24 protein-coding genes are annotated in these 23468 nt (G+C 64.2%); 15 read left to right on the top strand and 9 right to left on the bottom strand.

Annotation, left to right across the window (positions count from 1 at the left end; all coding sequences use genetic code 11):
- Positions 1-5: 5 nt before the first annotated feature.
- A complete protein-coding gene (locus tag BLR13_RS35040; RefSeq protein WP_074832528.1) occupies positions 6-308 on the bottom strand; it encodes an antibiotic biosynthesis monooxygenase family protein in 303 nt (100 codons plus the stop codon).
- Positions 309-598: 290 nt separating this feature from the next.
- On the opposite strand from BLR13_RS35040, the gene BLR13_RS41425 reads away from it, so the two are divergent.
- The gene (locus BLR13_RS41425) at positions 599-1162 is read left to right on the top strand and encodes a MoaF-related domain-containing protein (protein ID WP_197679503.1); all 564 of its coding nucleotides are present in this window, start codon (positions 599-601) and stop codon (positions 1160-1162) included.
- A 54-nt stretch (positions 1163-1216) separates the two neighbouring features.
- On the opposite strand, the gene BLR13_RS35030 is transcribed toward BLR13_RS41425, so the two are convergent.
- The 4 genes from BLR13_RS35030 to rplM all read right to left on the bottom strand — a co-directional run bounded on the left by BLR13_RS35030 (position 1217) and on the right by rplM (position 3898).
- Positions 1217-1453 (bottom strand): hypothetical protein, encoded by a 237-nt coding sequence (locus BLR13_RS35030; RefSeq protein WP_074832522.1) that lies wholly within the window; start codon positions 1451-1453, stop codon positions 1217-1219.
- Between the two features lie 49 nt (positions 1454-1502).
- Positions 1503-2720 (bottom strand): GGDEF domain-containing protein, encoded by a 1218-nt coding sequence (locus BLR13_RS35025; protein ID WP_074832520.1) that lies wholly within the window; start codon positions 2718-2720, stop codon positions 1503-1505.
- A 235-nt stretch (positions 2721-2955) separates the two neighbouring features.
- Positions 2956-3432 (bottom strand): 30S ribosomal protein S9, encoded by a 477-nt coding sequence (gene rpsI, locus BLR13_RS35020; RefSeq protein WP_074832517.1) that lies wholly within the window; start codon positions 3430-3432, stop codon positions 2956-2958.
- A 1-nt stretch (position 3433) separates the two neighbouring features.
- Positions 3434-3898 carry a 50S ribosomal protein L13 gene (gene rplM / locus BLR13_RS35015; RefSeq protein ID WP_027537213.1) on the bottom strand — a complete coding sequence of 155 codons (465 nt, stop codon included), beginning with the start codon at positions 3896-3898 and terminating at the stop codon, positions 3434-3436.
- Between the two features lie 18 nt (positions 3899-3916).
- Here rplM and BLR13_RS40785 point away from each other — a divergent pair, with 18 nt between their 5' ends.
- Positions 3917-4075, top strand: coding sequence for a hypothetical protein (locus tag BLR13_RS40785; protein ID WP_154070941.1), 159 nt, complete (start codon positions 3917-3919; stop codon positions 4073-4075).
- Here the strand turns inward: BLR13_RS40785 and BLR13_RS35010 are convergent.
- Positions 4054-4482: a PaaI family thioesterase gene (locus tag BLR13_RS35010; protein WP_074832514.1), complete on the bottom strand. Its 429-nt coding sequence runs from the start codon at positions 4480-4482 to the stop codon at positions 4054-4056. The two genes, BLR13_RS40785 and BLR13_RS35010, sit on opposite strands and share 22 nt — an antisense overlap.
- Positions 4483-4564: 82 nt before the next feature.
- Here BLR13_RS35010 and BLR13_RS35005 point away from each other — a divergent pair, with 82 nt between their 5' ends.
- The 8 genes from BLR13_RS35005 (at position 4565) to nadC (ending at position 12709) form a co-directional block, all read left to right on the top strand.
- Positions 4565-5389: an enoyl-CoA hydratase gene (locus BLR13_RS35005; protein ID WP_091976934.1), complete on the top strand. Its 825-nt coding sequence runs from the start codon at positions 4565-4567 to the stop codon at positions 5387-5389.
- Positions 5390-5501: 112 nt separating this feature from the next.
- The gene (locus BLR13_RS35000) at positions 5502-6086 is read left to right on the top strand and encodes a CoA-binding protein (protein WP_074832509.1); all 585 of its coding nucleotides are present in this window, start codon (positions 5502-5504) and stop codon (positions 6084-6086) included.
- Between the two features lie 150 nt (positions 6087-6236).
- Positions 6237-7517 carry an O-acetylhomoserine aminocarboxypropyltransferase gene (locus BLR13_RS34995; RefSeq protein ID WP_074832507.1) on the top strand — a complete coding sequence of 427 codons (1281 nt, stop codon included), beginning with the start codon at positions 6237-6239 and terminating at the stop codon, positions 7515-7517.
- Positions 7518-7747: 230 nt separating this feature from the next.
- Entirely contained in the window at positions 7748-8248 is a 501-nt protein-coding gene (locus BLR13_RS34990; protein WP_143039878.1) for a hypothetical protein, read from the top strand.
- 29 nt (positions 8249-8277) lie between these two features.
- Positions 8278-9234: an NUDIX hydrolase gene (locus BLR13_RS34985; protein WP_074832500.1), complete on the top strand. Its 957-nt coding sequence runs from the start codon at positions 8278-8280 to the stop codon at positions 9232-9234.
- 54 nt (positions 9235-9288) lie between these two features.
- On the top strand, positions 9289-10275 hold the full coding sequence (gene nadA, locus BLR13_RS34980; RefSeq protein ID WP_074832497.1) for a quinolinate synthase NadA: 987 nt from the start codon (positions 9289-9291) through the stop codon (positions 10273-10275).
- Entirely contained in the window at positions 10272-11825 is a 1554-nt protein-coding gene (locus BLR13_RS34975; RefSeq protein WP_074832495.1) for an L-aspartate oxidase, read from the top strand. Before nadA ends, BLR13_RS34975 begins: the two co-directional genes overlap by 4 nt.
- Complete coding sequence (gene nadC, locus BLR13_RS34970) at positions 11822-12709, top strand: carboxylating nicotinate-nucleotide diphosphorylase (protein WP_074832494.1); 888 nt, start codon at positions 11822-11824, stop codon at positions 12707-12709. The genes BLR13_RS34975 and nadC overlap by 4 nt, the downstream gene beginning before the upstream one ends.
- A 2-nt stretch (positions 12710-12711) precedes the next feature.
- Here the strand turns inward: nadC and BLR13_RS34965 are convergent, their stop codons facing one another.
- Complete coding sequence (locus tag BLR13_RS34965) at positions 12712-13803, bottom strand: COX15/CtaA family protein (RefSeq protein WP_074832490.1); 1092 nt, start codon at positions 13801-13803, stop codon at positions 12712-12714.
- A 102-nt stretch (positions 13804-13905) separates the two neighbouring features.
- On the opposite strand from BLR13_RS34965, the gene BLR13_RS34960 reads away from it, so the two are divergent.
- Positions 13906-14118 carry a DUF2842 domain-containing protein gene (locus BLR13_RS34960; protein ID WP_074832488.1) on the top strand — a complete coding sequence of 71 codons (213 nt, stop codon included), beginning with the start codon at positions 13906-13908 and terminating at the stop codon, positions 14116-14118.
- Between the two features lie 9 nt (positions 14119-14127).
- Here the strand turns inward: BLR13_RS34960 and BLR13_RS34955 are convergent, their stop codons facing one another.
- Complete coding sequence (locus BLR13_RS34955; protein WP_171945063.1) at positions 14128-15180, bottom strand: polysaccharide deacetylase family protein; 1053 nt, start codon at positions 15178-15180, stop codon at positions 14128-14130.
- Between the two features lie 129 nt (positions 15181-15309).
- Between BLR13_RS34955 and BLR13_RS34950 the strand changes: the two genes are divergently transcribed.
- Positions 15310-16494: a GNAT family N-acetyltransferase gene (locus BLR13_RS34950; RefSeq protein ID WP_074832482.1), complete on the top strand. Its 1185-nt coding sequence runs from the start codon at positions 15310-15312 to the stop codon at positions 16492-16494.
- 230 nt (positions 16495-16724) lie between these two features.
- Here BLR13_RS34950 and BLR13_RS34945 read toward each other — a convergent pair whose 3' ends face one another.
- Positions 16725-18944, bottom strand: a complete 2220-nt coding sequence (locus BLR13_RS34945) for a GumC family protein (protein ID WP_074832479.1) — start codon at positions 18942-18944, stop codon at positions 16725-16727.
- Between the two features lie 260 nt (positions 18945-19204).
- Between BLR13_RS34945 and BLR13_RS34940 the strand changes: the two genes are divergently transcribed.
- The 3 genes from BLR13_RS34940 (at position 19205) to BLR13_RS34930 (ending at position 23443) form a co-directional block, all read left to right on the top strand.
- On the top strand, positions 19205-20338 hold the full coding sequence (locus BLR13_RS34940; RefSeq protein ID WP_074832477.1) for a glycosyltransferase family 4 protein: 1134 nt from the start codon (positions 19205-19207) through the stop codon (positions 20336-20338).
- 114 nt (positions 20339-20452) lie between these two features.
- Positions 20453-22003, top strand: a complete 1551-nt coding sequence (locus BLR13_RS34935; protein WP_074832473.1) for an undecaprenyl-phosphate glucose phosphotransferase — start codon at positions 20453-20455, stop codon at positions 22001-22003.
- A 171-nt stretch (positions 22004-22174) separates the two neighbouring features.
- Complete coding sequence (locus BLR13_RS34930; RefSeq protein WP_074832470.1) at positions 22175-23443, top strand: O-antigen ligase family protein; 1269 nt, start codon at positions 22175-22177, stop codon at positions 23441-23443.
- Positions 23444-23468 lie beyond the last annotated feature (25 nt).

Here is a 23468-nt window from a genome sequence, read left to right as displayed (position 1 = left end):
TGACCTTAGCCGGCGCTGGTCAGCGCGATTTCGGTGTGTTCGACTTCGGGCGGCGCGGCGAAATACTGCCCGACCAGGCCACGCCAGGCGGTGAAATCTTCCGAACCGCGAAAGTCCACCGTGTGGTTTTCCAGCGTTTCCCACTTCGCCATCAGCCGGTAGCGCGACGGTTTCTCGATCGACTTGTGCAGTTCAAACCCCTTGCCGCCCTTGGCGCGCAGGAACAGCGGGCGCGCCTTGGCGACGGCGGCTTCGAAGTCCTTTTCGGTGCCGGGCTTGACGTCGATTTGTGCGATTTCGAGGATCATCTGGGTTACGCCTTGTTTTGACAATGGGCGTGTCTAACCCGGCCGGCCAAAAAGAAAAAGCGCGGCGAAACCACGCGGCCATGGCCTCGTGAACGGCATCACCTTGGGAGGTTCGACGAATGATATTGACGCTCTGCGGTGATAGCTATACTCCTTAGCAACCTTAAATTTCAAATATGGTCCGATCCCCCCTGAGCATCACGCCAGTGTCTTGCGATTTCGACGCGCGCACCGCTGGTGCGCCTCGATGGTCGGCTTGACCGAGTGGCGTCCTGATTGGGAGTTGCAAAATGCCCAATGCGTTTCCCGGAACCGGACACAGGTACTTGGTCGACTTCCGGGCGTTCAAGGTCACCCCGGCCCTTACCTCGGACACATCACTGACCTACGTCGTCTTGAATTCTGACGGCTCGGCAGGCGAGACCGAAACCGTCGTCATCAAAACGGAGAACATCGCGCCCGACGTCTATTTGGTGACCTGGGTGGAGAGCGACAACGCGACCGAGGTGCATATCGAGAACTCCCGCCGCAACACGATCATCGCCAACATCACTTCGTCGCCGCCGAATTTCGGGTTCGACCAGTTTCACGGCACCTTCCCGCCAGCCGAAGGCGACGCACCGGCGACTTTGACGTACAGCCATGACATTCGGCCGCTGTTCCGCGATATGGACGTCACGTGCATGGGCCTCCGAGGCAAGCACCTCGATGACGTGGCGTGGATGTGCACACCCGCCAACGCCCAGAGCCTGTTCGACGCCGTGTCGGCCCATCGAATACCCCCGGACACCGCATGGCCGCCGGAACGAATAGCGCTTTTCAAGCAATGGATGGATCAGGGCTTGAAGCCCTGATGTCGCGTCACCCCGATGAAGATGGAAAAGGTGCGTTCGGCACGCCCGTACGTGCTAGCGAAACAGCAGCACCGTACCCACGACCATCATCGCACAGCCGGCGAACATGATGGCAGGCCAGCGCGTTCTGCGCTGATCGTAACGCCCCTGCGCACGGCGCTCGGTGATCAGCGCCATCTCGTATTCTTCCGAGGTCGAGAACATGCAAGCGAATCCGCCCCGGGCAATCACCGCCGCCGCTTCGAGCGACATCAGGGCAGCCTGCGGGTTTCGTGTGCGTCGTGAGTCCATATCGGAATAATAAGGACGGAATGGTAAACGCGGGGTTACCGCGGTTCCATCAGGTGGTTGCCGGCGCCTGCCGTACCGGTGCCGAAAGCCCGGCGGTCTTGCGCCGCCAGCTCTCCAGCGACAGCGGCAATTCCTCCGCGGCCTCGACGCGATTGCGGCCGCTGCGCTTGGCCTGATAGAGCGCGGTGTCAGCCGACGCCAGCAGCACTTCAAGTTCGGTGCCCGCCGGTCCGCCGGCCACACCGACGCTGACGGTAGTATCGACCGGACCGCTCTCGATCACGATTCCCGAAGCCGCAAACGCCGAGCGCACGCGCTCGGCCACGACCACGGCCTCCTCCAGCGAGCAGGGCAACAAAGCCGCGAACTCCTCGCCGCCGATTCGCCCCGACAGGTCGCTGATCCGAAGCGTGCTGACCACGACGGTCGCGAACAATATCAAGACCTCGTCGCCCGCAGGATGCCCGAAGCGATCGTTGATCGACTTGAAATGGTCTATGTCGAAGATCAGCACGGCCACGGGCCGGCCGGCACGGGCCTCGCGTTCGATCACACGCGACGTCGCCTCGACGAATCCACGCCGGTTCAACAAGCGGGTCAGCGGGTCCATCGAAGCCGCGGTCTTGTGCAGGGTCACCGCGCGTTCGGAGACCAGCATGAAGATGATGAAGACGGTGCCGACCGCATAGAGCACGAGCTCGATCGCAAAACCGGTGATCCAGATGTTCCCGGACAGCTTCGCGTTATACGGCCGCATCAGGTGGCCCAGCAGAATCGGCAGCATCAGCACGAAACCGTGCATCACCGGCACCAGGATCGCCACCCAGCGCTTCTGCAACGGCTTGCGGCGCTCAGTCCACAATTCGCCCGCGGTCAGCGCCGCATAAAACGCGACGATGCCGGCACCGATGGTGATGCGGATGGCGAGGGCCCCGGGCGGAAACGCCAGGGCGATGGGGATCCAGGCGATCGCGCCGAAAACCATTCCCGGAAGATTGGGTTTGCGGCCATGGAACAGCCGCGAAGCGTTCCAGACCATGCCGCAGGCGATGAACCCGACGGCATTGAGCGCCAGCGAAAGTGTCACACCGAGCGAATCGCCGGCGATCGTACATAAACCAACCGACGCAGCCCCGAGCAGATAGGCGGCGCCCCACCATTCCAGCGCCGAAATATTCTCCTGCTTGCCGAAAATCAGCAACATGCCACCCAGCATGGCCGCGATCATCGTGGCGACGAGATAGAGCGTGGAGGTATCGAGCGACATGGGCACTCCGAACGCTTGTGATGCAACTTGTCCGGCGCACGAAAAAATGCGGTTTTGCGCCATCGTCTCGCGCACCCTACGGCGTGCCGGGTTCGAATCCGGTTTGCGCGGGTGACCAAGTTTTCACGAAAAACCGCGGTAATTGATAAGTAAATCGAAAGCAAAAAGGGCGCCGAACGGCGCCCTTTTCTTCGTTTCATGAATGCAGTATTCGCTGCAAATTTTAGCGACGCGATTAGCGCTTCGAGAACTGGAACGACTTGCGCGCTTTGGCGCGGCCGTACTTCTTGCGCTCGACGGTACGGGAGTCGCGGGTCAGGAAGCCGCCCTTCTTCAACACGCCGCGCAGATCGGGCTCGAAGTTCGTCAGAGCCTTGGAGATGCCGTGACGCACGGCACCCGCCTGGCCCGACAGACCGCCGCCGGCGACCGTGCAGATGACGTCGTACTGGCCGGCGCGGGCCGCTGCGACCAGCGGCTGCTGGATCAGCATCCGCAGCACCGGACGGGCGAAATAGACTTCGACTTCACGGGTGTTGACCACGATCTTGCCGGCGCCCGGCTTGATCCAGACGCGGGCGACCGCGTCCTTGCGCTTGCCGGTGGCATAGGCGCGGCCGTACTTGTCGACCTTCTTGATGTACTTCGGCGCGTCGGGTGCGGCGACCTTCAGCGAACCGAGCTGTTCGAGAGACTGCATGGTATCGGACATCTTATGCGGCCCTCATGTTCTTGCGATTCATCGAAGCGATATCAACCGTCTCGGGCTGCTGGGCTTCATGCGGATGTTCGGCGCCGGGGTAAACGCGCAGATTGCCCATCTGCACGCGGCCGAGCGGACCGCGCGGGATCATGCGCTCGATGGCTTTCTCGACCACGCGCTCGGGGAAACGACCCTCGAGGATCGACTTCGCGGTGCGTTCCTTGATGCCACCGATGAAACCGGTGTGCTTGTAGTAGACCTTGTTGTCGCGCTTGCGACCGGTCAGCACGACATGCGCCGCGTTGATGATGACGACGTGGTCGCCGCAATCGACGTGGGGCGTGTAGGTCGGGAGATGTTTACCGCGCAGGCGCATCGCGACGAGCGTGGCGAGACGACCGACGACCAAACCCTTGGCGTCGATCAGCACCCACTTCTTCGTCACCTCGGCCGGCTTTGCCGAAAAGGTTTTCATGTGAGGGAATCCGTAAAAATGGAAATCGGCGCCAAGCGCGCCGAACTGCGCGGATTTCTAGAGAACCAGGCAGCGCGCGTCAATGTCGAAACGTACAAATTAGACCAGCAAAAACAGCGGCTTATAAATATGGTGTTATATTACCGTACAAAAGCCTATGTAGTTGGAATGGAATAGGTCGCCGTTACGTGCGCGATCGGATCGGGCGATGACCCCGACAGCAGATTGACCTCACCGACCGCGAGCCGCTTGCCCAGTTTCAACAGCTTCGCCGCCGCCAGCACGTCCTGGCCGGGCTGGCCCTTGCGCAGGAAATTGATGTTGAGATTGGTCGTCACCGCGAGGCCGACCGGGCCTATCGCCGACAACAGCACCACATACATCGCAAAATCGGCCATCGCCATCAGCGTCGGCCCCGATACCGTGCCGCCCGGCCGCAGCATGCGGTCATTGAAGCGCCGGCGCAGCAGGCAGGTCTCGCCGTCGGCGCTCTCGATGGTGATATCGCCGTCGCTGAAGGCCTGGGGGAATTCCTCGCGGAGGAACTTCTCCAGTTCAGCCACGCTCATTTTAGCTGCCGCCATGCCGTCCCCTGCCCTCGCTTCAGATCGCCTGTTACATTAGGTTGTCACAAAAGCCCAATTGAAAACCTTTGGAAACTCCGAGATGACCGCCCAGCCCGCCCGCGCAGTCGCGCCGCAACCGCCGATCCTCCTGCGTGAGAAGGTCGGCAGCATCGCGGTGCTGACTCTCAATCGGCCAGCGGCGCGCAACAGCCTGTCGGAAGGCCTGATCGCGGCGCTGCATGGCGCGCTCAGGGATATTCACGACGACACCAGCGTGCGCGCGGTCGTCATCGCGGCCAATGGGCCTGCGTTTTCCGCCGGCCACGACATGAAGGAATTGACCGCGCGCCGCAGCGATGCCGACCGTGGCCGGGCCTACTTCGCCGAGATCATGAACGCCTGCAGCGCGATGATGCAGGCGGTCGTGCATCTGCCAAAGCCCGTGGTCGCCGCGGTCCAGGGCATTGCGACGGCGGCCGGCTGCCAGTTGGTGGCAAGCTGCGATCTGGCTATTGCTTCTGAGACGGCAGGCTTCGCCACACCCGGCGTCGACATCGGCCTGTTCTGTTCGACGCCGATGGTGGCGCTGTCGCGCAACATTCCGCGCAAGCAGGCGATGGAGATGCTGCTGACCGGCGAGCCGGTTTCGGCGGCAACCGCAAAAGACATCGGCCTCGTCAATCGCGTTGTCAAAGCCGGCACCGAGCGCGATGCCGCGATCGCGCTGGCGCAACAAGTCGCGCTGAAATCCGCCTACACCGTCAAGCTCGGCAAGGAGGCGTTCTACCGCCAGGCCGAAATGAGCCTTGCCAACGCCTATCGCTATGCGGCAGAGGTGATGACGGAAAACATGATGGCGCGCGACGCCGAGGAAGGCATCGGCGCCTTCATCGAGAAGCGCGAGCCGAAATGGCAGGATAAGTGACGACGCTACCTCAGCGTCGTCATTCCGGGATGGTCCGAAGGACCAGACCCGGAATCTCGAGATTCCGGGTTCGATGCTTCGCATCGCCCCGGAATGACGGTGAAAGAACGAAATGAACCACGACGCCTATGACGACAATTACATTCGCGGCATCCTCAACGGCGTGAAGTCGATCGCGATGGTCGGCGCGTCGCCGGTCAATGTGCGGCCGAGCTATTTCGCCTTCAAGTATCTGGCGCAGCGCGGCTACGACATGATCCCCGTCAATCCCGGCCATGTCGGCAAGAGCCTGCTCGACAAGCCCTTCGTCGCTTCGTTGGCCGATATCGGCCGCCCCATCGACATGATCGACATCTTCCGCAACTCCAGCCACATCATGCCGGTGGTCGAGGAAGCGCTGAAACTGTCGCCGTTGCCGAAGGTGATCTGGATGCAACTCGGCGCGCGCGACGATGCGGCGGCGGCGAAAGCCGAAGCCGCCGGCCTCAAGGTCGTGATGAACCGCTGCCCGAAGATCGAATACGGCAGGCTGTCGTCGGAGATCTCGTGGATGGGCGTCAATTCGCGCACGCTGAGCTCGAAGCGCGCGCCGGTCCCGACGCAGGGCATGCGGCTGTCGCTGAACCGGACGAGCGTCGGTGGCGGCGCGACCGCGGCCTCCGACCGCGCCGCGAAGAACAGGAACGACCTGACCTGACGCGAAGGCGACATAATCGTTTCGAGAACGCGCCATGACGAAGCAGGCCCGTTTCTAATCGGCGATATGTGAACGCCTCGCCTTGACGGCGGACCCGGCTGCGATCAGCATGCCGCGCGTTTTCGAACTGGCCAAAACAGGATACCAAGAATGACCGATCGTCTCCCGGGATTTTCGACCCTCGCCGTGCATGCCGGCGCGCAGCCCGATCCCACCACCGGCGCGCGGGTGACGCCGATCTATCAGACCACGTCGTTCGTATTCAACGACGCCGACCATGCCGCGTCGCTGTTCGGGTTGCAGGCGTTCGGCAACATCTATACGCGGATCGGCAATCCGACCACCGCCGTGCTGGAAGAGCGCGTCGCGGCACTGGAGGGCGGCACTGCGGCGCTCGCGGTGGCGTCCGGACACGCCGCCCAGGTGGTGGTGCTGCAGCAATTGCTGCGGCCCGGCGACGAGTTCATCGCCGCGCGAAAGCTCTATGGCGGCTCGATCAACCAGTTCACCCATGCGTTCAAGAGTTTCGGCTGGAACGTGGCATGGGCCGATCCGGATGACATCGCGAGCTTCGAGCGCGCGGTCACGCCGCACACCAAGGCGATCTTCATCGAGTCGATCGCCAATCCGGCCGGCAGCATCACCGATATCGAGGCGATCGCCGAAGTCGCCCGCAAGGCCGGCGTGCCGCTGATCGTCGACAACACGCTGGCGACGCCCTACCTGATCCGCCCGATCGATCACGGCGCCGACGTCGTCGTGCATTCGCTGACGAAGTTTCTCGGCGGCCACGGCAACTCGCTCGGCGGCATCATCGTCGATGCCGGCACCTTCGACTGGTCGAAGGACAACAAATATCCGATGCTGAGCGAGCCGCGCCCGGAATATCACGGCATCAAGATCCATGAGACGTTCGGCAATTTTGCCTTCGCCATCGCCTGCCGCGTGCTCGGGCTGCGCGACCTTGGACCGGCGATTTCGCCGTTCAACGCCTTCATGATCCTGACCGGCATCGAGACGCTGCCGCTGCGGATGCAGAAGCATTGCGAGAACGCCAGGGCGGTCGCGGAGTTTCTCACCGGCCACCCGGCGGTGGCGGCGGTCAACTACTCCGGCCTCGCCACCGACAAGTACAACAACCTCGCGCGCAAATACGCGCCCAAGGGTGCCGGCGCGGTGTTCACCTTCAGCCTCAAGGGCGGCTACGACGCCGGCGTCAACCTGGTGTCGAACCTGAAGCTGTTCTCGCATCTGGCCAATGTCGGCGACACCCGTTCGCTGGTGATCCACCCGGCTTCCACCACGCACAGCCAGCTCGACGATGCCGCCAAGGTGAAGTCGGGCGCCGCCCCCGACGTGGTCCGCCTGTCGATCGGCATCGAGGACAAGGAAGATCTGATCGCGGATCTGGAGCAGGCGCTGACGGCGTAAACGTTACGACCCACGTCCCCAATGTCGTCATGCCCGGCCTCGTGCCGGGCATCCACGTCTTTGGAACGTGCTGAAGGGGGACGTGGATGGCCGGGAAGCCCGGCCATGACAGCGAATATTAATATTAGCGACCCAGGCGGCCATCTGGCCCGACACCACAAGCCTCTCGTTAACGGTCATTCCAGCATACAGTGACATGGAATAGCTCCGTATGATTCGGGAGGTGAATGATGCTGCGCTGGATAATGCCACTTCTCGTCGCGGTGTTCGCGGTCGGAACCGCTGCCGCCGACGAGCCTGCCACCACCAAGCCGGCTGACGTGCCCGTCGCGACCAAGCCGGCCAACTCGCCCGTCGCCACCAAGCACCCTGACGGTCCCGTCGCCACCAAGCGCGCCGCCGTTCGCGCCGCCAGCAACTTGCCGCCGGGACTTCCCCGCGCCCATTACACCCGCCGGACCACGGTGGCCTCGCCCCAGTATGTGCGGCGCGGCCGCCAGCTGGTGGTCGTCGAGGAAGAGGATCCCGACGTGCTGTTCACGCCGGTCGGCGTGGTGCCCTATGCGCCGCGCGTCTTCGGGACGCCGGTTCTGCCGGGCTCGTCGACCCTGCCCGGCTACTACGGCACCGGGCATTCCTACAGCTATGACGGCGCCTATTACGGCGGCCCGCAATACGGTCCGTATTGGGCCCGGCTGCCTTACGCCTGCGGCGTGTTCGGATATTGCTAGTCGCGTAACCGCCAACAACGGAGACGGACGTGGCAACGGCACTGCGAAAACCCAGGGGATCGGTGACAGCGAACGTCATCACCGCCGATCTCGTCGCCGTTCTCGCCGCCGTGACCGAGGGCGAGCCGAAGATCATGACGATCGCCAAGGCGGACGCGCTGCCGAGCGGTCCGTTTGAGTTTGCGCACCGCTCGCTGCAATCGGGTTTGCGGGCATGGGTCGAGGCGCAGACCGGCCATCCGCTCGGCTATGTCGAACAGCTCTATACTTTCGCCGATCGCGGGCGGACCGGCGACGCCAAGTCGCCGCATACGATCTCGATCAGCTATCTCGGCCTGACCCGCGAAGACCAGGTCGGCGCGGGCTTTGAGGCCCACTGGTCCGGCTGGTACGATTATTTCCCCTGGGAAGACCACCGGGCCGGCGCCCCCGCTTTGATCGCGAAACTACTGACACCCCGGCTGCGGGCATGGGCGAAGTCGGCGCCATCCGCCAACCTGCAGCGCGACCGCTGGCAGCGCGTCGCCATCACCTTCGGCCTCGACGACCGCGAATGGAACGAGGAACTGGTGCTGCAGCGCTATGAGCTGCTGTACGAGGCCTCGCTGATCCCGGAAGCCGTACGCGACGGCGGCAGCGCGGCAGCGGTCGTCCCCGGCCGGGCCATGACCGGCGATCACCGCCGGATTCTCGCGACCGGAATCGCGAGGCTGCGCGCCAAGATCAAATACCGCCCCGTCGTATTCGAGCTGATGCCGGCTGAATTCACCCTGCTGCAACTGCAACGCAGTGTTGAAGCGCTTGCAGGTCGGCTGGTGCACAAGCAGAACTTCCGCCGCCTGATGGAGCAGCAGCAACTCGTTGAGGAAACTGGCGCAATCGCCACTGAGACGGTTGGACGGCCGGCCAAGCTGTTCCGGTTCCGCCACGCCGTACTGGCCGAACGCGCCGTCGCCGGCACCAAACTTCCTCTTTCGCGCACTTGACTTCGATTATGCTCAGGCTAAGTATAAGTCAGAATATGCTCATGGAGAGTATAAATGGCCGATCTTCACGCCGCAGCGTTAGCCCGCACCGATCAGCTCTATGAGCGGGTCAAACGGGTGATCCCGCCGCCCGAATGGGCGACCTTTGCCGAGGATGTCGATGCCATCCTCGAACTCAAGAAAAAGCACAACGCCGTCATCCTGGCGCACAACTACCAGACGCCGGAAATCTTCCACGGCGTCGCCGATATCGTCGGCGACAGCCTGTTGCTCGCCCGCGAGGCCACCAAGGTCGACGCCGACGTCATCGTGCTCGCCGGCGTGCACTTCATGGCCGAGACGGCCAAGCTGCTGAACCCCAAAAAGACCGTGCTGGTTCCGGACCTGGCCGCCGGTTGTTCGCTCGCGGATTCAATCACGGCGCAGGATGTGCGGCTGATGCGTCAGCGCTATCCCGGCGTGCCCATCGTCACCTATGTCAACACCTCGGCCGCGGTGAAGGCGGAATCCGACATCTGCTGCACGTCCGGCAATGCGCTCAGGGTCGTGGAGTCGTTCGGCGCCGAGCGCGTCATCATGCTGCCGGACGAGTATCTGGCACAGAATATTGCGGCCCAAACCAGCGTGAAGATCATCGCGTGGAAGGGCCATTGCGAGGTGCACGAGCTGTTTACGCCTGACGACGTCAGGCAACTGCGCGAGAACCATCCCGGCGTCACCATTCTCGCCCATCCGGAATGCCCGCCCGAAGTGGTGGCGGAGGCCGACTTCTCCGGCTCGACGGCAGCGATGTCCGATTTTGTCGCCCAACGGCGACCGCCTCGCGTCGTGCTGCTGACGGAGTGCTCGATGAGCGACAACGTCGCGGTAGCGCACCCCGATATCGAGTTCATCCGGCCCTGCAATCTGTGCCCGCACATGAAGCGGATCACGCTGAAGAACATCCGGCACGCGCTGGAGACCGGTCAGCACGCGGTGACGATCGATCCTGCCATCGCTGCGCCCGCCCGGCGCGCCGTCGAGAGGATGCTGGCGCTATGAGCACCGACACTTCAGCCCTCAACAACCGGCCGGTGATCATCGGCGGCGGCGCCGCCGGATTGATGACGGCGCTGCAGCTTGCGCCTGAGCCGGTGCTGCTGCTTTCGAAAGCGCCGCTCGGAGCGGAAGCCTCCAGCCTTTGGGCGCAAGGCGGACTGGCGGCGGCGATGGGCGACGACGACGCGCCTGCCCTCCATCTGGCCGACACTCTGGCCGCGGGCGCAGGCCTTTGCGACGAAGCCGTCGCGCGGCGGATCGTCGATGCGGCGCCTGCGGCCGTCGAACATCTCGCCAGGCTTGGCGTCGCCTTCGACCGCCGGGGCGATGGCGGCTGGCGGCTTGGGCTGGAGGCCGCACACGGCCGCAACCGGATCGTGCATGCCACCGGCGACGGCACCGGCCGCGAGATCATGCGCGCGCTGATCGCAGCCGTCCGCCGTTGTCCGTCGATCAGTTTGCTGGAGGGCGTCGAAGCCCGACGCCTGATCGTCGAGGACAACGCCATCAAGGGCGTGCTCGCCGCCAACGCGGAGGGGCCCCTGGTGATCGACAGCGGCCGCGTCGTGCTCGCGACCGGCGGTATCGGTGGGCTGTTTCTCGACAGCACCAACCCGGCCGGCTGTTTCGGGCAGGGTCTCGCACTGGCGGCGCGCGCCGGCGCAAGACTTTCCGATCTCGAATTCGTCCAGTTCCATCCGACCGCGTTCGACGGACCGTCGCGGCCGATGCCGCTGGTGACCGAGGCCGTGCGCGGCGATGGCGCTACCCTGATCGACGACACTGGATTGCGCTTCATGGCGGACCAGCCCGGCGCCGAACTGGCGCCCCGCGACATCGTCGCGCGCGCGGTCTGGCACCGCCGCGCTCAGGGACACCGCGTCTTCCTCGACGCGCGAACGCATCCGGGTGCGGATTTCGCCAAACGCTATCCGGTCATTTCGGCGTTCTGCAAAATGGCCGGGATCGATCCCGCGACCGATCCGATTCCGGTGCGGCCGGCGGTGCACTATCACATGGGCGGCATCGCCGTGGACGCCGAAGGCCGCAGCACCGTGGATGGCCTCTGGGCCTGCGGCGAAGTCAGCCGCACTGGATTGCACGGCGCCAACCGGCTCGCCAGCAATTCGCTGATGGAAGCCATCGTGTGTGCGTCGTGGGTTGCGGAAAGCGTCAATGGCGCGGGCCGTGGACCATTGAAGACGCGCGCAACCCTTGCGGCCCTGCCCTCATCCGACGCCTCGGGGGTGCGGCCGATCCTGTCGCTAGGCCTTGGCGTGCTGCGCGACCGGCATGGTATCGAACGCACCATCCGCGGTCTCTATCCGATCGCCAGCGGCACCGGCGCGGCTTCCGATCCGGCGCTGGTCGGATTGATGATGGCGGTGGCGGCGTTCCGGCGCGAGGAAAGCCGCGGCGGGCATTTTCGCACCGATTTTCCGGACACCCTGCCTTCGGCCCTGCCGTCATCCCTCACCCTTTCGGACGCGTTCGCCGCGGCCCGCGAGATCGTCGAAACGCCATCTCTGTCTGTCGGGAGTGCCCAGCCATGACGCTTACGCCTCTTCTGCCCCTCATGTACGAACCGCTGGTTCGGACCGCGCTGCTCGAAGATCTCGGCCGCGCCGGCGACATCACCGCGGATGCGATCGTGCCGGCCGACCGGCGGGCCTCATTGGTGCTGCGCGCGCGCCAGCCCGGCATCGTGGCCGGGCTCGACATCGCCCGCACGGCGTTTCAACTCGCTTCCCCCGAGATCAGGCTCACCGCCGCGCGGCCGGACGGCAGCGTCGTCACGCCCGGAGATGTCATCGCTGAAATCGACGGGCCCGCGCGCGGCCTCCTGACCGGCGAACGGACGGCGCTGAATTTTCTCTGCCATCTGAGCGGCGTCGCCACCGCGACGGCTTCGCTGGTATCGGCCGCACAGGGCACCAAGGCGCGCATCGTTTGCACCCGCAAGACCACGCCCGGACTACGCGCGCTGGAAAAATACGCGGTCCGCGCCGGCGGCGGCAGCAATCACCGCTTCGGCCTCGACGACGCCATGCTGATCAAGGACAACCATATTGCGCTCGCCGGCAGCATCCGCACCGCGATCGAGCGCGCCAAAGCGCACGCCGGCCACCTCGTCAAGATCGAGGTCGAGGTCGATACGCTCGCGCAACTTGAACAGGTACTGGCGCTCGGCGTCGACGCGGTCCTGCTCGACAACATGACGACCGACGAGCTGCGACAGGCGGTCGCCATGACCGATGGCCGGGCGATCACCGAAGCCTCCGGCCGCATCACGGCAGCCACCGCCGGCGCCATCGCCGCCACCGGCGTCGACCTGATTTCCGCGGGCTGGCTGACGCACAGTTCCGCCGCGCTCGATATCGGGCTGGATTACCTGGAAGCCGGTTCAGCGGGGAACGCGCGCAGCGCGGCGGCGTAGGATCAGCCGGGCTGCCCGACCGGCAAGGTCAGATTCCCGCTGCCCTGCGCGACGCCGCGCGCAGCCAGCCGCTCTGCCTGAACGACCGCCAGCGTCAACACTACGATCGCGACTGCCTGGTGCGTCAAAGCCAGATCGATCGGGACCTGGCGCAGCAGCGTGAGGATGCCGAGCGTGGCCTGCAGCAGGATCGCCGCGACCAGCCACCCGGCGCCGCCGACAACGGCAGCCCCCGCCCGCGACCGCACGGCATCGATCGCGTGCAGGATCGCCAGCGCCAGCAGCGCATAGGCGGTCATGCGATGCTCGAACTGCACGGTCAGCGTATTGTCGAACAGGTTGCGCCACCACGGCTCCTCGAACCACAGCCGCGCGGCGGATGGGATGAAGCTGCCGTCGATGTCGGGCCAGGTGTTGTAGACCCTGCCGGCGCGGAGACCGGCGACCAGCGCCCCGAAATAGAGCTGCACGAAGGTCAGCGCCAGCAGCGCCATCGCCGTGATCTTCAGCCGCGCCGGTGCGACGGGCCGCGGCCGATCCGACAATCGCCGCAGCGTCCAGACGACAGCGGCAAAGATCAGCAGCGCCAGCACCAGATGCGTCGCCAGGCGATATTGCGAGACCTCGACCCGCTGCGACAGCCCCGAGGCCACCATCCACCAGCCAACCGCGCCCTGCAGCGCGCCAAGCCCGAAGATCAGCCACAACCGCCGCTTCAATTCGGCGCCGAGAACGCCGCGCCAGAGAAAGAACAGGAACGGCAGCAGGTAGACCGCGCCGATGACGCGGCCGAGCAGCCGATGGCTCCATTCCCACCAGAAGATGGTCTTGAACTCGGAGAGATTCATGCCGGCATTGAGCTCGCGGTATTGCGGGATCGCCTTGTAGCCCTCGAAGGCCTGCGCCCATTGCGCGTCGTCGAGCGGCGGCAGCGTGCCGGTGACCGGTTTCCACTCCACGATCGACAATCCGGATTCCGTGAGCCGCGTGGCGCCGCCGACCAGCACCATGATCGCGATCAGGGCGGCGACCGAAATCAGCCACCATTTGACGGCGCCAAGTTGCGGGGCCTGCTGTGCGGAATTACCGGTCATGGAATTCGAAGAACCGTGCTTGATTGAATTGCCGCGCCCCTTATAGTCCGCCCCTTCCGGCGCGCAAGCCGCGCCAACAGCAGCGAGCTTCACATATCCGCCATGACGATACGCACCCGCAAACTGTTCGGAACCATCGCCTTGCTGGTGCTGGTCGTGGTGTGGTCGCTGATGGGAATGACGATCGCGCAGACGCCGTGGCTGGCCAATTCCGGGCTGCTGCAGGCGATCTTCTACGTCGTAGCCGGGCTTGGATGGGTATTGCCGGCCATGCCGATCATTAGCTGGATGTCGCGGCCGGATCGCCAAGTCTAAGTTGTCTTTCTAAGCCAGATTGTCCCTGGTCGGTTTGACCGGTGGGAACATCATTCCGGACAGGATGACGCGCATCATGCGCAGCGAGCGCTGTCGCCCGTCCCAGCCGACGCGCGGCAGCGCGTGGAGGTTGGTGTATCCCTTCGGCTCGACGACACCGGGAATGGCCGACACCGCGCTGGCAAAGCCTATCTCCTGCGCCATCTCCAGATGCTGCCGCCGCCAGGATTCGCGGTCGCCGAACGGATAGGCGAAATGCCTGACGTCGCGGCGAAAGGCGGTCTCCGCAACCGCCTTGCCCATCGCGATTTCGCGCCTGGCGTCGGCATCCCGGAGATTCGACAGCACGGGGCAATTCACCGTCGCACTGCCGATCGTCACCAGCGGATCGGCCGCGAGCCTTGCCAGATCGTCCCAGTCCATCGACGCACTGCGCGACAGCGCTGCGAGATCGAGCGAATAGCGTTTGCAGAGGTCGTTGATGGCGAATGACAGATCCGATGGCGGCAGCGTCCGCATCCAGCTCACGAGAAATTCGAACGCGTCATGCTTCTCCGAAACATGGCGGGTGGCGAAGTGCCGCTCCTTGCGGTCGATCACCAGGCTGATGCGGCTTTCGCGCGCGATCAGCTCTTCCAGCGCCAGCCACCACATTTCGCCGAGCCCGTCGGGAAAGGCGGTCGGCAGGTAGACGACGAAGGGAACGCCGTGCCTCGCCAGCACCGGATAGGCCGCGGTGATGACGTCCTTGTAGCCGCCGTCGAAGGTCAGGCAGACAAACGGCCTTGGCTTCGGCAGCGTGACCGCCCGCCGGCACACCTCGTCGATCGTCACCAGGTCGAATTTCCAGCGCTTCAGCGCCCGGATCGTCCGGTCGAGAAATTGCGGCGTGATCTCGCCTGCCCGATGCGGCTGAAATCGCTGGGACTGCCGCGGACGCACGCGCTCGAACCGCAGGATGACGCCGGCGCCGCCGGTCTGCCGCTGCTTCCATCGCGCGTAGCCGCTGAAATAAGCGAGCTCCATCCGGGCCCGCTGCAAAATCCCTGTGTCCGACGCCAACGTCCGCCCCCAACCACGGCCGAGCGTGCGCGCCGCGACCGCAATGTTATTACGCTTTGTTGACATTTCCCTGCGAAGGTCGGGCAAAGCCGCAAATTGTAAACAATTTCATATAACACGGGTTCCGCGATGACCATGGCTGCCGCGATTGACAACGGTACGGCGGATACATGGCCGAAGTCCGGCCGCATCGCCGGCATCGATATCGTTCACGACCTCGCGTCTGCTGAAGCGGTCTGGCGCGGCCTCGAAAACCAGCAAGCCTCCTTCACGCCCTATCAGCGCTTCGATTTCGTTGCCGCCTGGCAGCGGCAGGTCGGCGAGCGCGAAGGCCTCGTTCCCTTCATCGTCATTGGCCACGATGCGGAACGCCGCCCGCTGTTGCTGCTGCCGCTCGCACTCAGGCACGCTTACGGCGCGCGCTGCGCAGGCTTCATGGGCGGCAAGCATTCGACCTTCAACATGGCGCTGTGGGACCGGGATTTTGCCGCGAGCGCGACGCAGGCCGATCTCGAAGGCCTGATATCGGCGATAGCGCAGCGCGCCGAAGCCGACGTGTTCGCGCTGCACCAGCAGCCGCTGCGCTGGCGCGATCTACCCAATCCGCTGGCGCTGTTGCCGCATCAGCCGTCGGCCAATGACTGTCCAGTGCTGACGATGGAGCCGGGTGCGGCTCCCGCGACGCTGGTCAGCAATTCATTCCGGCGCCGCCTCAAGGGCAAGGAGCGCAAGCTGCAGTCCCTGCCCGGCTACCGCTACCATGTCGCGTCGACCGAGGCCGACGCCACCCGGCTGCTCGACTGGTTCTTCCGCGTCAAGCCGCTGCGGATGGCCGAACAGAAACTGCCGAACGTCTTTGCCGATCCCGGCATCGAGGATTTCATTCGCCTGGCCTGCACGACGCCGCTTCCCAACGGCCACCACGTCATCGATATTCACGCGCTGGAATGCGACGAGGAAGTGATCGCGATCTTCGCCGGAGTGGCCGACGATTATCGGTTTTCGATGATGTTCAACACCTACACGATGTCGGCCAGCGCGAAATACAGCCCTGGCCTGATCCTGATGCGCGACATCATCGACCACTATGCCGCACAGGATTATCGCGCCCTCGATCTCGGGATCGGATCGGACGATTACAAGCGGCTGTTCTGCAAGGACGACGAACCGATCTTCGACAGCTTCATTGCGCTCAGCCAGCGCGGCAAGCTCGCGGCCGGCGTCATGTCGGGCCTCAACCGCACCAAGCGTCTGGTGAAGCACAATCCGGCGCTGCTCGGGATGGCGCAAAAGCTGCGCAACGCGTTCAGCTAATCATAACCCTCATGGTGAGGAGGCGCCAACGGGTCGCGCGAACGCGCGCCCCGTTGGCGCCGCCTCGAACCATGCGGCCAAACTGGTGCCATTCATCCTTCGAGACGCCGCTGCGCGACTCCTCAGGATGAGGTCTGACAGGGAACCGGGTGGGTTAGGCGAAGCCGTTACCCACCATCTTTGCGGACATCGGTGGGTTACGCTTCGCTAACCCACCTACGAAGCAAACCTTACGCCGCCACCATGCGCGGGCCGGGTTCGATGGCGTCCGAGGACCGATACGGCTCGTTCAGCATCGTCACCTCGGCGAAACCGACCGCCCGGAGCTGGTCGCACATCGCGGCACGGGCATCCGGCGCCATCGAGGGCTCAGGCACCACCACCGCACGCGCCTGCGACGTCAGGAGTTCCGCCGGCAGATCGGAGCCCGCGCCGACGTCCAGCAGCACGTGATCGTAAACCCGCAGCAGCGCATCGATCGTCAAGGTCAGCCGCGGCGACTGAAGCTGCGCGCGGTCGAAGCCCGGACGCCCGGCACTGACCAGATGGACCCGCGACTGCCGGTCCTTGGTGATGATCTGCGCAAACGATGTCTGACCCTGCATCAACTCCGCGAGCCCGGCCGCTGCCGGGTCTGTCGATGCCGCAGCTATCGTCGGCATTGCGCCTGCGAGATCGACGACGACGACTTTCGCCTGCCGCGCCATCAACCGTGCGAGCGTCAGTGTGGTCAGCGTGATGCTCTCGCCCGGCGCCGTGCCGAGCACGGTCAGCTTTCGCGCCGTACCGGCCTTTCCGGCGAGATCGTCGGCCAACTGTTCGATTTCGCCGCGGCCCGCCGCGGCATCCGTAAGGGAGGCATCCGCATTGGGGGCGATCGGCATCGCCGCAGGAACCTCGAGGTCTTCGACAGGCAAATCCGGAACCAGCGAAGGCGCGCGTATCGATGCCGGCCAGGCGGCGAACGCAGCGGAAGCCCGCGGCGCGGTCGTGCGCAGCAATTCGCCGGTCACGATCGCACCACTGGTGAGCAGCAGCGTCGCCAGGGTCGCGATCAGCACGATCGGCAGCTTCTTCGGATAGGCCGGAACGTTGGAAACGCTGGCGCGGGAAATGATGCGGCCGTCGGCAGGCGCCGCCTCGATGTTCTCCCGGGTGGTCGCCTCCCGATATTTGGCGAGATAGGATTCGAGAAGATCGCGCTGGGCCTTGGCTTCACGCTCCAACGCGCGGAGCTGGACATCCTGGCCGTTGTTCGAGGAGGCCTGCTTCTTCAATTGATCGAGGCTGGCGATCAGGCCCTCGACCCTGCCATTGGCGATCCGGGAGTCATTTTCCAGCGAGCGGGAGACCTTGCCGGCCTCCTCGCGCAACTGCCGGTCGAGATCGGCGAGCTGCGCCTTCAATTCCTTGATGCGCGGATGCTGATCGAGCAGCGTCGAAGACTGTTCGGCGAGCTGCGCACGCAGCGTCACCCGCTGTTCGGACAGCCGACGGATCAGTTCGGAATTGAGCACCTCGGAAGCCTCGATCGGCTTGCCGCTCTGCAGCATCTCCTTGATCAGCCGCGCCTTGGACTCGGCGTCCGACTTCAGCGCGCGGGCGTTGTTCAACTGCGTATTGATCTCGCCCATCTGCTGGTTAGACAGCGTGGTGTTGTTGGTGCCGACGAACAGGCTCGACTTCGAGCGAAAATCCTCGACGCGAGATTCGGCGTCGGCCACCTTCTTGCGCAGATTTTCGATTTCACCCGACAGCCACTGGCCGGCGGACTTCGCCTGCTCCTGCCGTGCGTTCTGCTGCAGCACCAGATAGCCTTCGGCGATGGAGTTGGCGACGCGCGCCGCAAGCTCCGGATCGCGCGACTGGAATTCGACGACGATGACGCGAGACTTGTCGACCGCATAGGCGGTGAAGCGCTCGTAATAGGCGTCGAGCACGCGCTCTTCCGGGCCCAACGAGAACGGATCGCGGCCGATGCCGAACAGGGCCAGCACCGATTTCAGCGGCGAAAATCCCTGCAGCACCGGATCGAATTCCGGGCGCTCGGCAAGCTTGTTCTTGCGGATGATCTCGCGGGCCAGATCGCGCGATTGCAGCAACTGGACCTGGCTGGTCACGGCCTCGGCGTCGAGTCCGTTACGTTGATCATCGTTGCGCTCGCCATTCGGCCGCAGGAAGACATTCTCGCGTCCGTCCACCAGGATGCGGGCTTCGGATTTGTACCGCGGCGTGATCATGTTGACGGCGGTGATCGACAGGATCGCGGCCAGCACGGTCGGCACGACGATCCAGCCCCGCTTGCGCACCAGCGCCTGCCCCAGCGCATGCAGGTCGAGATCGCCGGTTTCGGAGGCTGCGACCGGCATCGGGACCGCCGGTGCGGGCTTCGAGACCACTCGCTGCACCACCGTCTTGTCCTTGCCCGCACGCCAGAACGCTAAACGCATCGCACACTCCCGCGAACGCAACTGCTCACTTGAACGGGGCCGATTACACTCCATTAAGGTTGCTGCGGGGTTAATCCGCTCGTTTGCGGGCCAGATAAGGGCTGGCCGCGGGCGCCCGGTCATGTTTTGTTAACCATGGACGCCCTTAATCGGGCATATCGCTTTTTCAGGATTCTCGTGATGCGCGGCGCGCTCGCCCCAAACCCATTCCCGGTTGCTGCGCCCGCTCTCACGGGCCGCATGGAACGCTGGCTCTGATCATGGCTGTCGTCGAAGGCCAGCCGCTTCGTATCCTGCACGCAACGCGTGCCCCGGTGGGAGGGATTTTTCGCCATATCCTGGATCTGGCCAACGGCCAGGCCGACCGCGGTCATCACGTCGGCATCGTCGCCGACAACCTGACCGGCGGCGAGCGCGCCGAGCAGGCGTTCGCGGAAATCGCCCCTCGCCTCAAGCTCGGTGTTCACCGCCTCCCCATTCGCCGCGAACCGCTCCCGACCGACTTCCTGGTATGGCTACGCTTCCAGCGCCTGATCCGGCAATTGAAGCCGGACATCCTGCATGGCCACGGCGCCAAGGCCGGCGCCTTTATTCGCTGGACCGGTTCGAACCATACCATCAGGGTCTACACGCCGCATGGCGGCTCGCTGCATTTTCCGTTGACGACGCTGAAGGGAAATCTGTACGCCCGCGTCGAACGCGCGCTGATGGACAAGACCGACCTGTTCCTGTTCGAAAGCGCGTTCGCCCGCGACACCTATCAGCGCACCATCGGCACCCCGAAGGGGCTGGTACGCTGCGTGTTCAACGGCGTCACCGCCAATGAGTTCGATCCGGTCGTCAAGGCGGAGGATGCCAGCGACCTGGTCTATGTCGGCGAGTTCCGGCACATCAAGGGCGCCGACCTGCTGATCGATGCGGTGGCGCGACTGCGCGCCGACGGCCGGCCAGTGACGCTGACGCTTGCCGGCGATGGCGAGGAAACGGCAAACCTGAAGGCGCAGGTGCAGCAGCTCGGTCTCGGCGAGGCCGTGCGGTTCATCGGTCACGTCAAGGCGCGCTACGGCTTTTCCAAGGGCTCGCTGCTGGTGGTTCCCTCCCGCGGCGATTCCATGCCCTATGTGGTGATCGAGGCTGCGGCGGCCGGCATTCCGATGGTGGCCTCAAATGTCGGCGGCATTCCCGAGATCTTCGGACCCGACCATGCCGACGCATTGTTTGCGCCCGGGCTCGCTTCGGCGATGGCCGATGCCGTCGAGAGCGCACTCGATAATCTGGATGCGGCGCGGGAGCGCGCCAGGTCGCTGCGCGAACGAATCTTCGTGCACTTCTCGCAAAAGGCAATGGTCGAGGGCGTGCTGGCCGGCTACCGCGACGCGTTTGCCAAACGTTAACTGTTATTTACCAACGTAACTGTTTCTTCCGATTTGTCCCTTATGCCGTGATGCGGGGAATTCCGCATCGGCAGGCGCATTCCGATCTGCCTGCTCAAGAACGGACGTGGACCAGTGGAACCGATTAACGCTCGCTCGATGATCAATGCCGCGGCGACGGCCGCGATGGACGGCACTGCCGATCGCCCACCGGTCGAGCGGCGCCGAAGACTGACTCCGGCAGCCCTTGCCGTCGCCAATCAAAAGGTCGGAGGCGCCTACTCGCCGATCGTGATCGCGGGCGCAGTACGCCTGGTCGATTTCGTCATGCTGAGCCTGATCGGCATCGCACTCTATTTCGGCTATGTCGTCCGCCTCGGCGGCTTCCACTGGGAATATGCCTCCGCGATCGTCGCCATGACGGCAACCGCCGTGATCTGCTTCCAGGCCGCCGACATCTACGACGTCGACGTGTTCCGCGGCCAGCTCCGGCAGATGACCCGGATGGTTTCATCCTGGGCGTTCGTATTCCTGCTGTTCATCGGTGCCTCCTTCCTCGTCAAGCTCGGCAGCGAGATTTCGCGACTCTGGCTGACGACGTTTTTCTTCGTCGGCCTCGCGGCGCTGGTGACCGAGCGGCTGGTCCTGCGCTCGCTGGTGCGCAACTGGGCGCGCCAGGGCCGGCTCGATCGCCGCACCATCGTGGTGGGCGCCGACGAGAACGGTGCAAAGCTCGTCGAGGCGCTGAATATCCAGGAAGATTCCGACATCCACATGCTCGGCGTGTTCGATGACCGCAACGACGACCGCGCGATGGACACCTGCGGCGGCAGCCCGAAGCTCGGCAAGGTCGACGACATCGTCGAATTCGCCCGCCGCACCCGCGTCGATCTCGTGCTGTTCGCGCTGCCGATCTCGGCGGAGACGCGGATCCTGGAGATGCTGAAGAAGCTGTGGGTGCTGCCGGTCGACATCCGCCTTTCGGTCCATACCAACAAGCTGCGCTTCCGTCCCCGCTCCTATTCCTACCTCGGCGAGGTGCCGACGCTCGACGTGTTCGAGGCGCCGATCACCGACTGGGACCTGGTGATGAAGTGGCTGTTCGACCACGTCGTCGGCTTCCTGATCCTGCTCGCGGCACTGCCTGTCATGGGACTGGTCGCGCTCGCGATCAAGCTCGACAGCCCGGGCCCGGTGCTGTTCCGTCAGAAGCGGTTCGGTTTCAACAACGAGCGCATCGATGTCTTCAAGTTCCGCTCGCTCTATCACCATCAGGCCGATCCGACCGCCACCAAGGTCGTGACCAAGAACGACCCGCGCGTCACCCGCGTCGGACGCTTCATCCGCAAGACCAGCCTCGACGAATTGCCGCAACTGTTCAACGTGGTGTTCAAGAGCAACCTCTCGCTGGTCGGCCCGCGCCCGCACGCGGTGCAGGGCAAGTTGCAGAGCCGGCTGTTCGACGAGGCCGTCGACGGCTACTTTGCGCGCCACCGCGTCAAGCCCGGCATCACCGGCTGGGCGCAGATCAACGGCTGGCGCGGGGAAGTCGATACCGACGAGAAGATCCAGAAGCGCGTCGAGTTCGATCTCTATTACATCGAGAACTGGTCGGTGCTGTTCGACCTCTTCATTCTGCTCAAGACGCCGCTGGCGCTGATGACGAAGAACGAGAACGCGTACTGAAGCCGTCATTGCGAGCGGAAGCGAAGCAATCCATCTCGACGCATAAAGAAAGAATGGATTGCTTCCGCCTTCGCTCAAGAAGCTACGGCGGACAGGTCGTCGCTATCGCTCCTCGCAATGATGAGTAGTGGTTTGTTGTGGCGTTGAGTTGCGTGTGTTTGTGGGTGTGTAATGGCGTATGCGGCGACGGCCGGGGGCTCCCTACCAGCGATGACGGCGGCGCCCGGCGTGCTCGCCCTTCAGCGCGCGCTGGTGTGGCTGGTCGGTGCGTCCGGCGCCATTGTCTTCATTGAACCAAGCCCCTATGAACTCGCCACCCTCGCTGCTTTGCTGATCTTCTTTGCAACCGGCTTGCGGATGCGGCTGGTGTTCATCCCGCTGCTGCTGGCCCTGTTCCTGCTCAATGTCGGCTACACCATCGGCGCCATCCCTTTCCTCGACAAGAGCGAAGTGGCGAATTGGATCGCGACGTCCTGGTACATGGCCGTCACCGTGATGTTTTTCGCGATGGTCATCTCCGAGGACACCGAAGCCCGGCTCAACATGCTCAGGCGTGGCCTGGTCGTGGGCGCGATGATCGCCGCAGTGGCAGCACTCGGCGGCTATTTCAATCTCGTCCCCGGCGGGCATGACCTGCTGACGCTGTACGAACGCGCCCGCGGCACCTTCAAGGACCCCAACGTGCTCGGCGCGTTCCTGATCCTGCCGGCGCTGTTCTGCCTGCAAAGCGTCGTCTCGGACAAACTGGGAAAATCATTCCGCAACACCATCGCCTTCGGCATCATGTCGCTGGCGATCCTGCTGGCGTTTTCGCGCGCGGCCTGGGGCGGGCTGATTCTCACCTCCGCCTTCATGCTGGCGCTGATGGTGCTGACCAGCCGCTCGCAGGCGCAGCGCTCGCGCATCATCGTGATGGCCCTGGTAGCTGTCATTCTGGCGGCGGCGCTGGTCGCGGTGCTGCTGTCGTTCGATTCGATCGCCGAGATGTTCAAGCAGCGCGCCAGCTTCGACCAGAGCTATGACGAGGGCCGCTTCGGCCGGTTCGGCCGCCATATCCTCGGCGCCGACATGGCGCTCGATCTGCCGTTCGGCATCGGGCCGCTGCAGTTCCACAAATACTTCCCCGAAGACACCCACAATTCCTACCTGAACGCCTTCATGTCGGGTGGCTGGATCTCCGGCATCTGCTATCCGGCGCTGGTGTTCGTGACGGCGCTCACCGGTTTCCGCTACGTCTTCGTGGCTGCGCCCTGGCAGCGGACTTATCTCGCGATCTTCTCGGCCTATCTCGGCACGGTTGGCGAGAGCTTCATCATCGATACCGACCACTGGCGGCATTTCTGGATGATGCTGGGCACGATGTGGGGCATGTATGTCGCCGCCGAGCGCTGGAAGGCCAACCTCGATCCTGCCTCCACGGCGACCGCGAAGGCCTCCTAGCCCCTGTGATGCGCTTTAGGCGGGG

The organism is Bradyrhizobium ottawaense (assembly GCF_900099825.1).
GTDB classification, from domain to species: domain Bacteria; phylum Pseudomonadota; class Alphaproteobacteria; order Rhizobiales; family Xanthobacteraceae; genus Bradyrhizobium; species Bradyrhizobium ottawaense_A.
The sequence above is the reverse complement of the archived record's forward strand: the minus strand, read 5'-3'. Positions and strand labels throughout refer to the sequence as shown.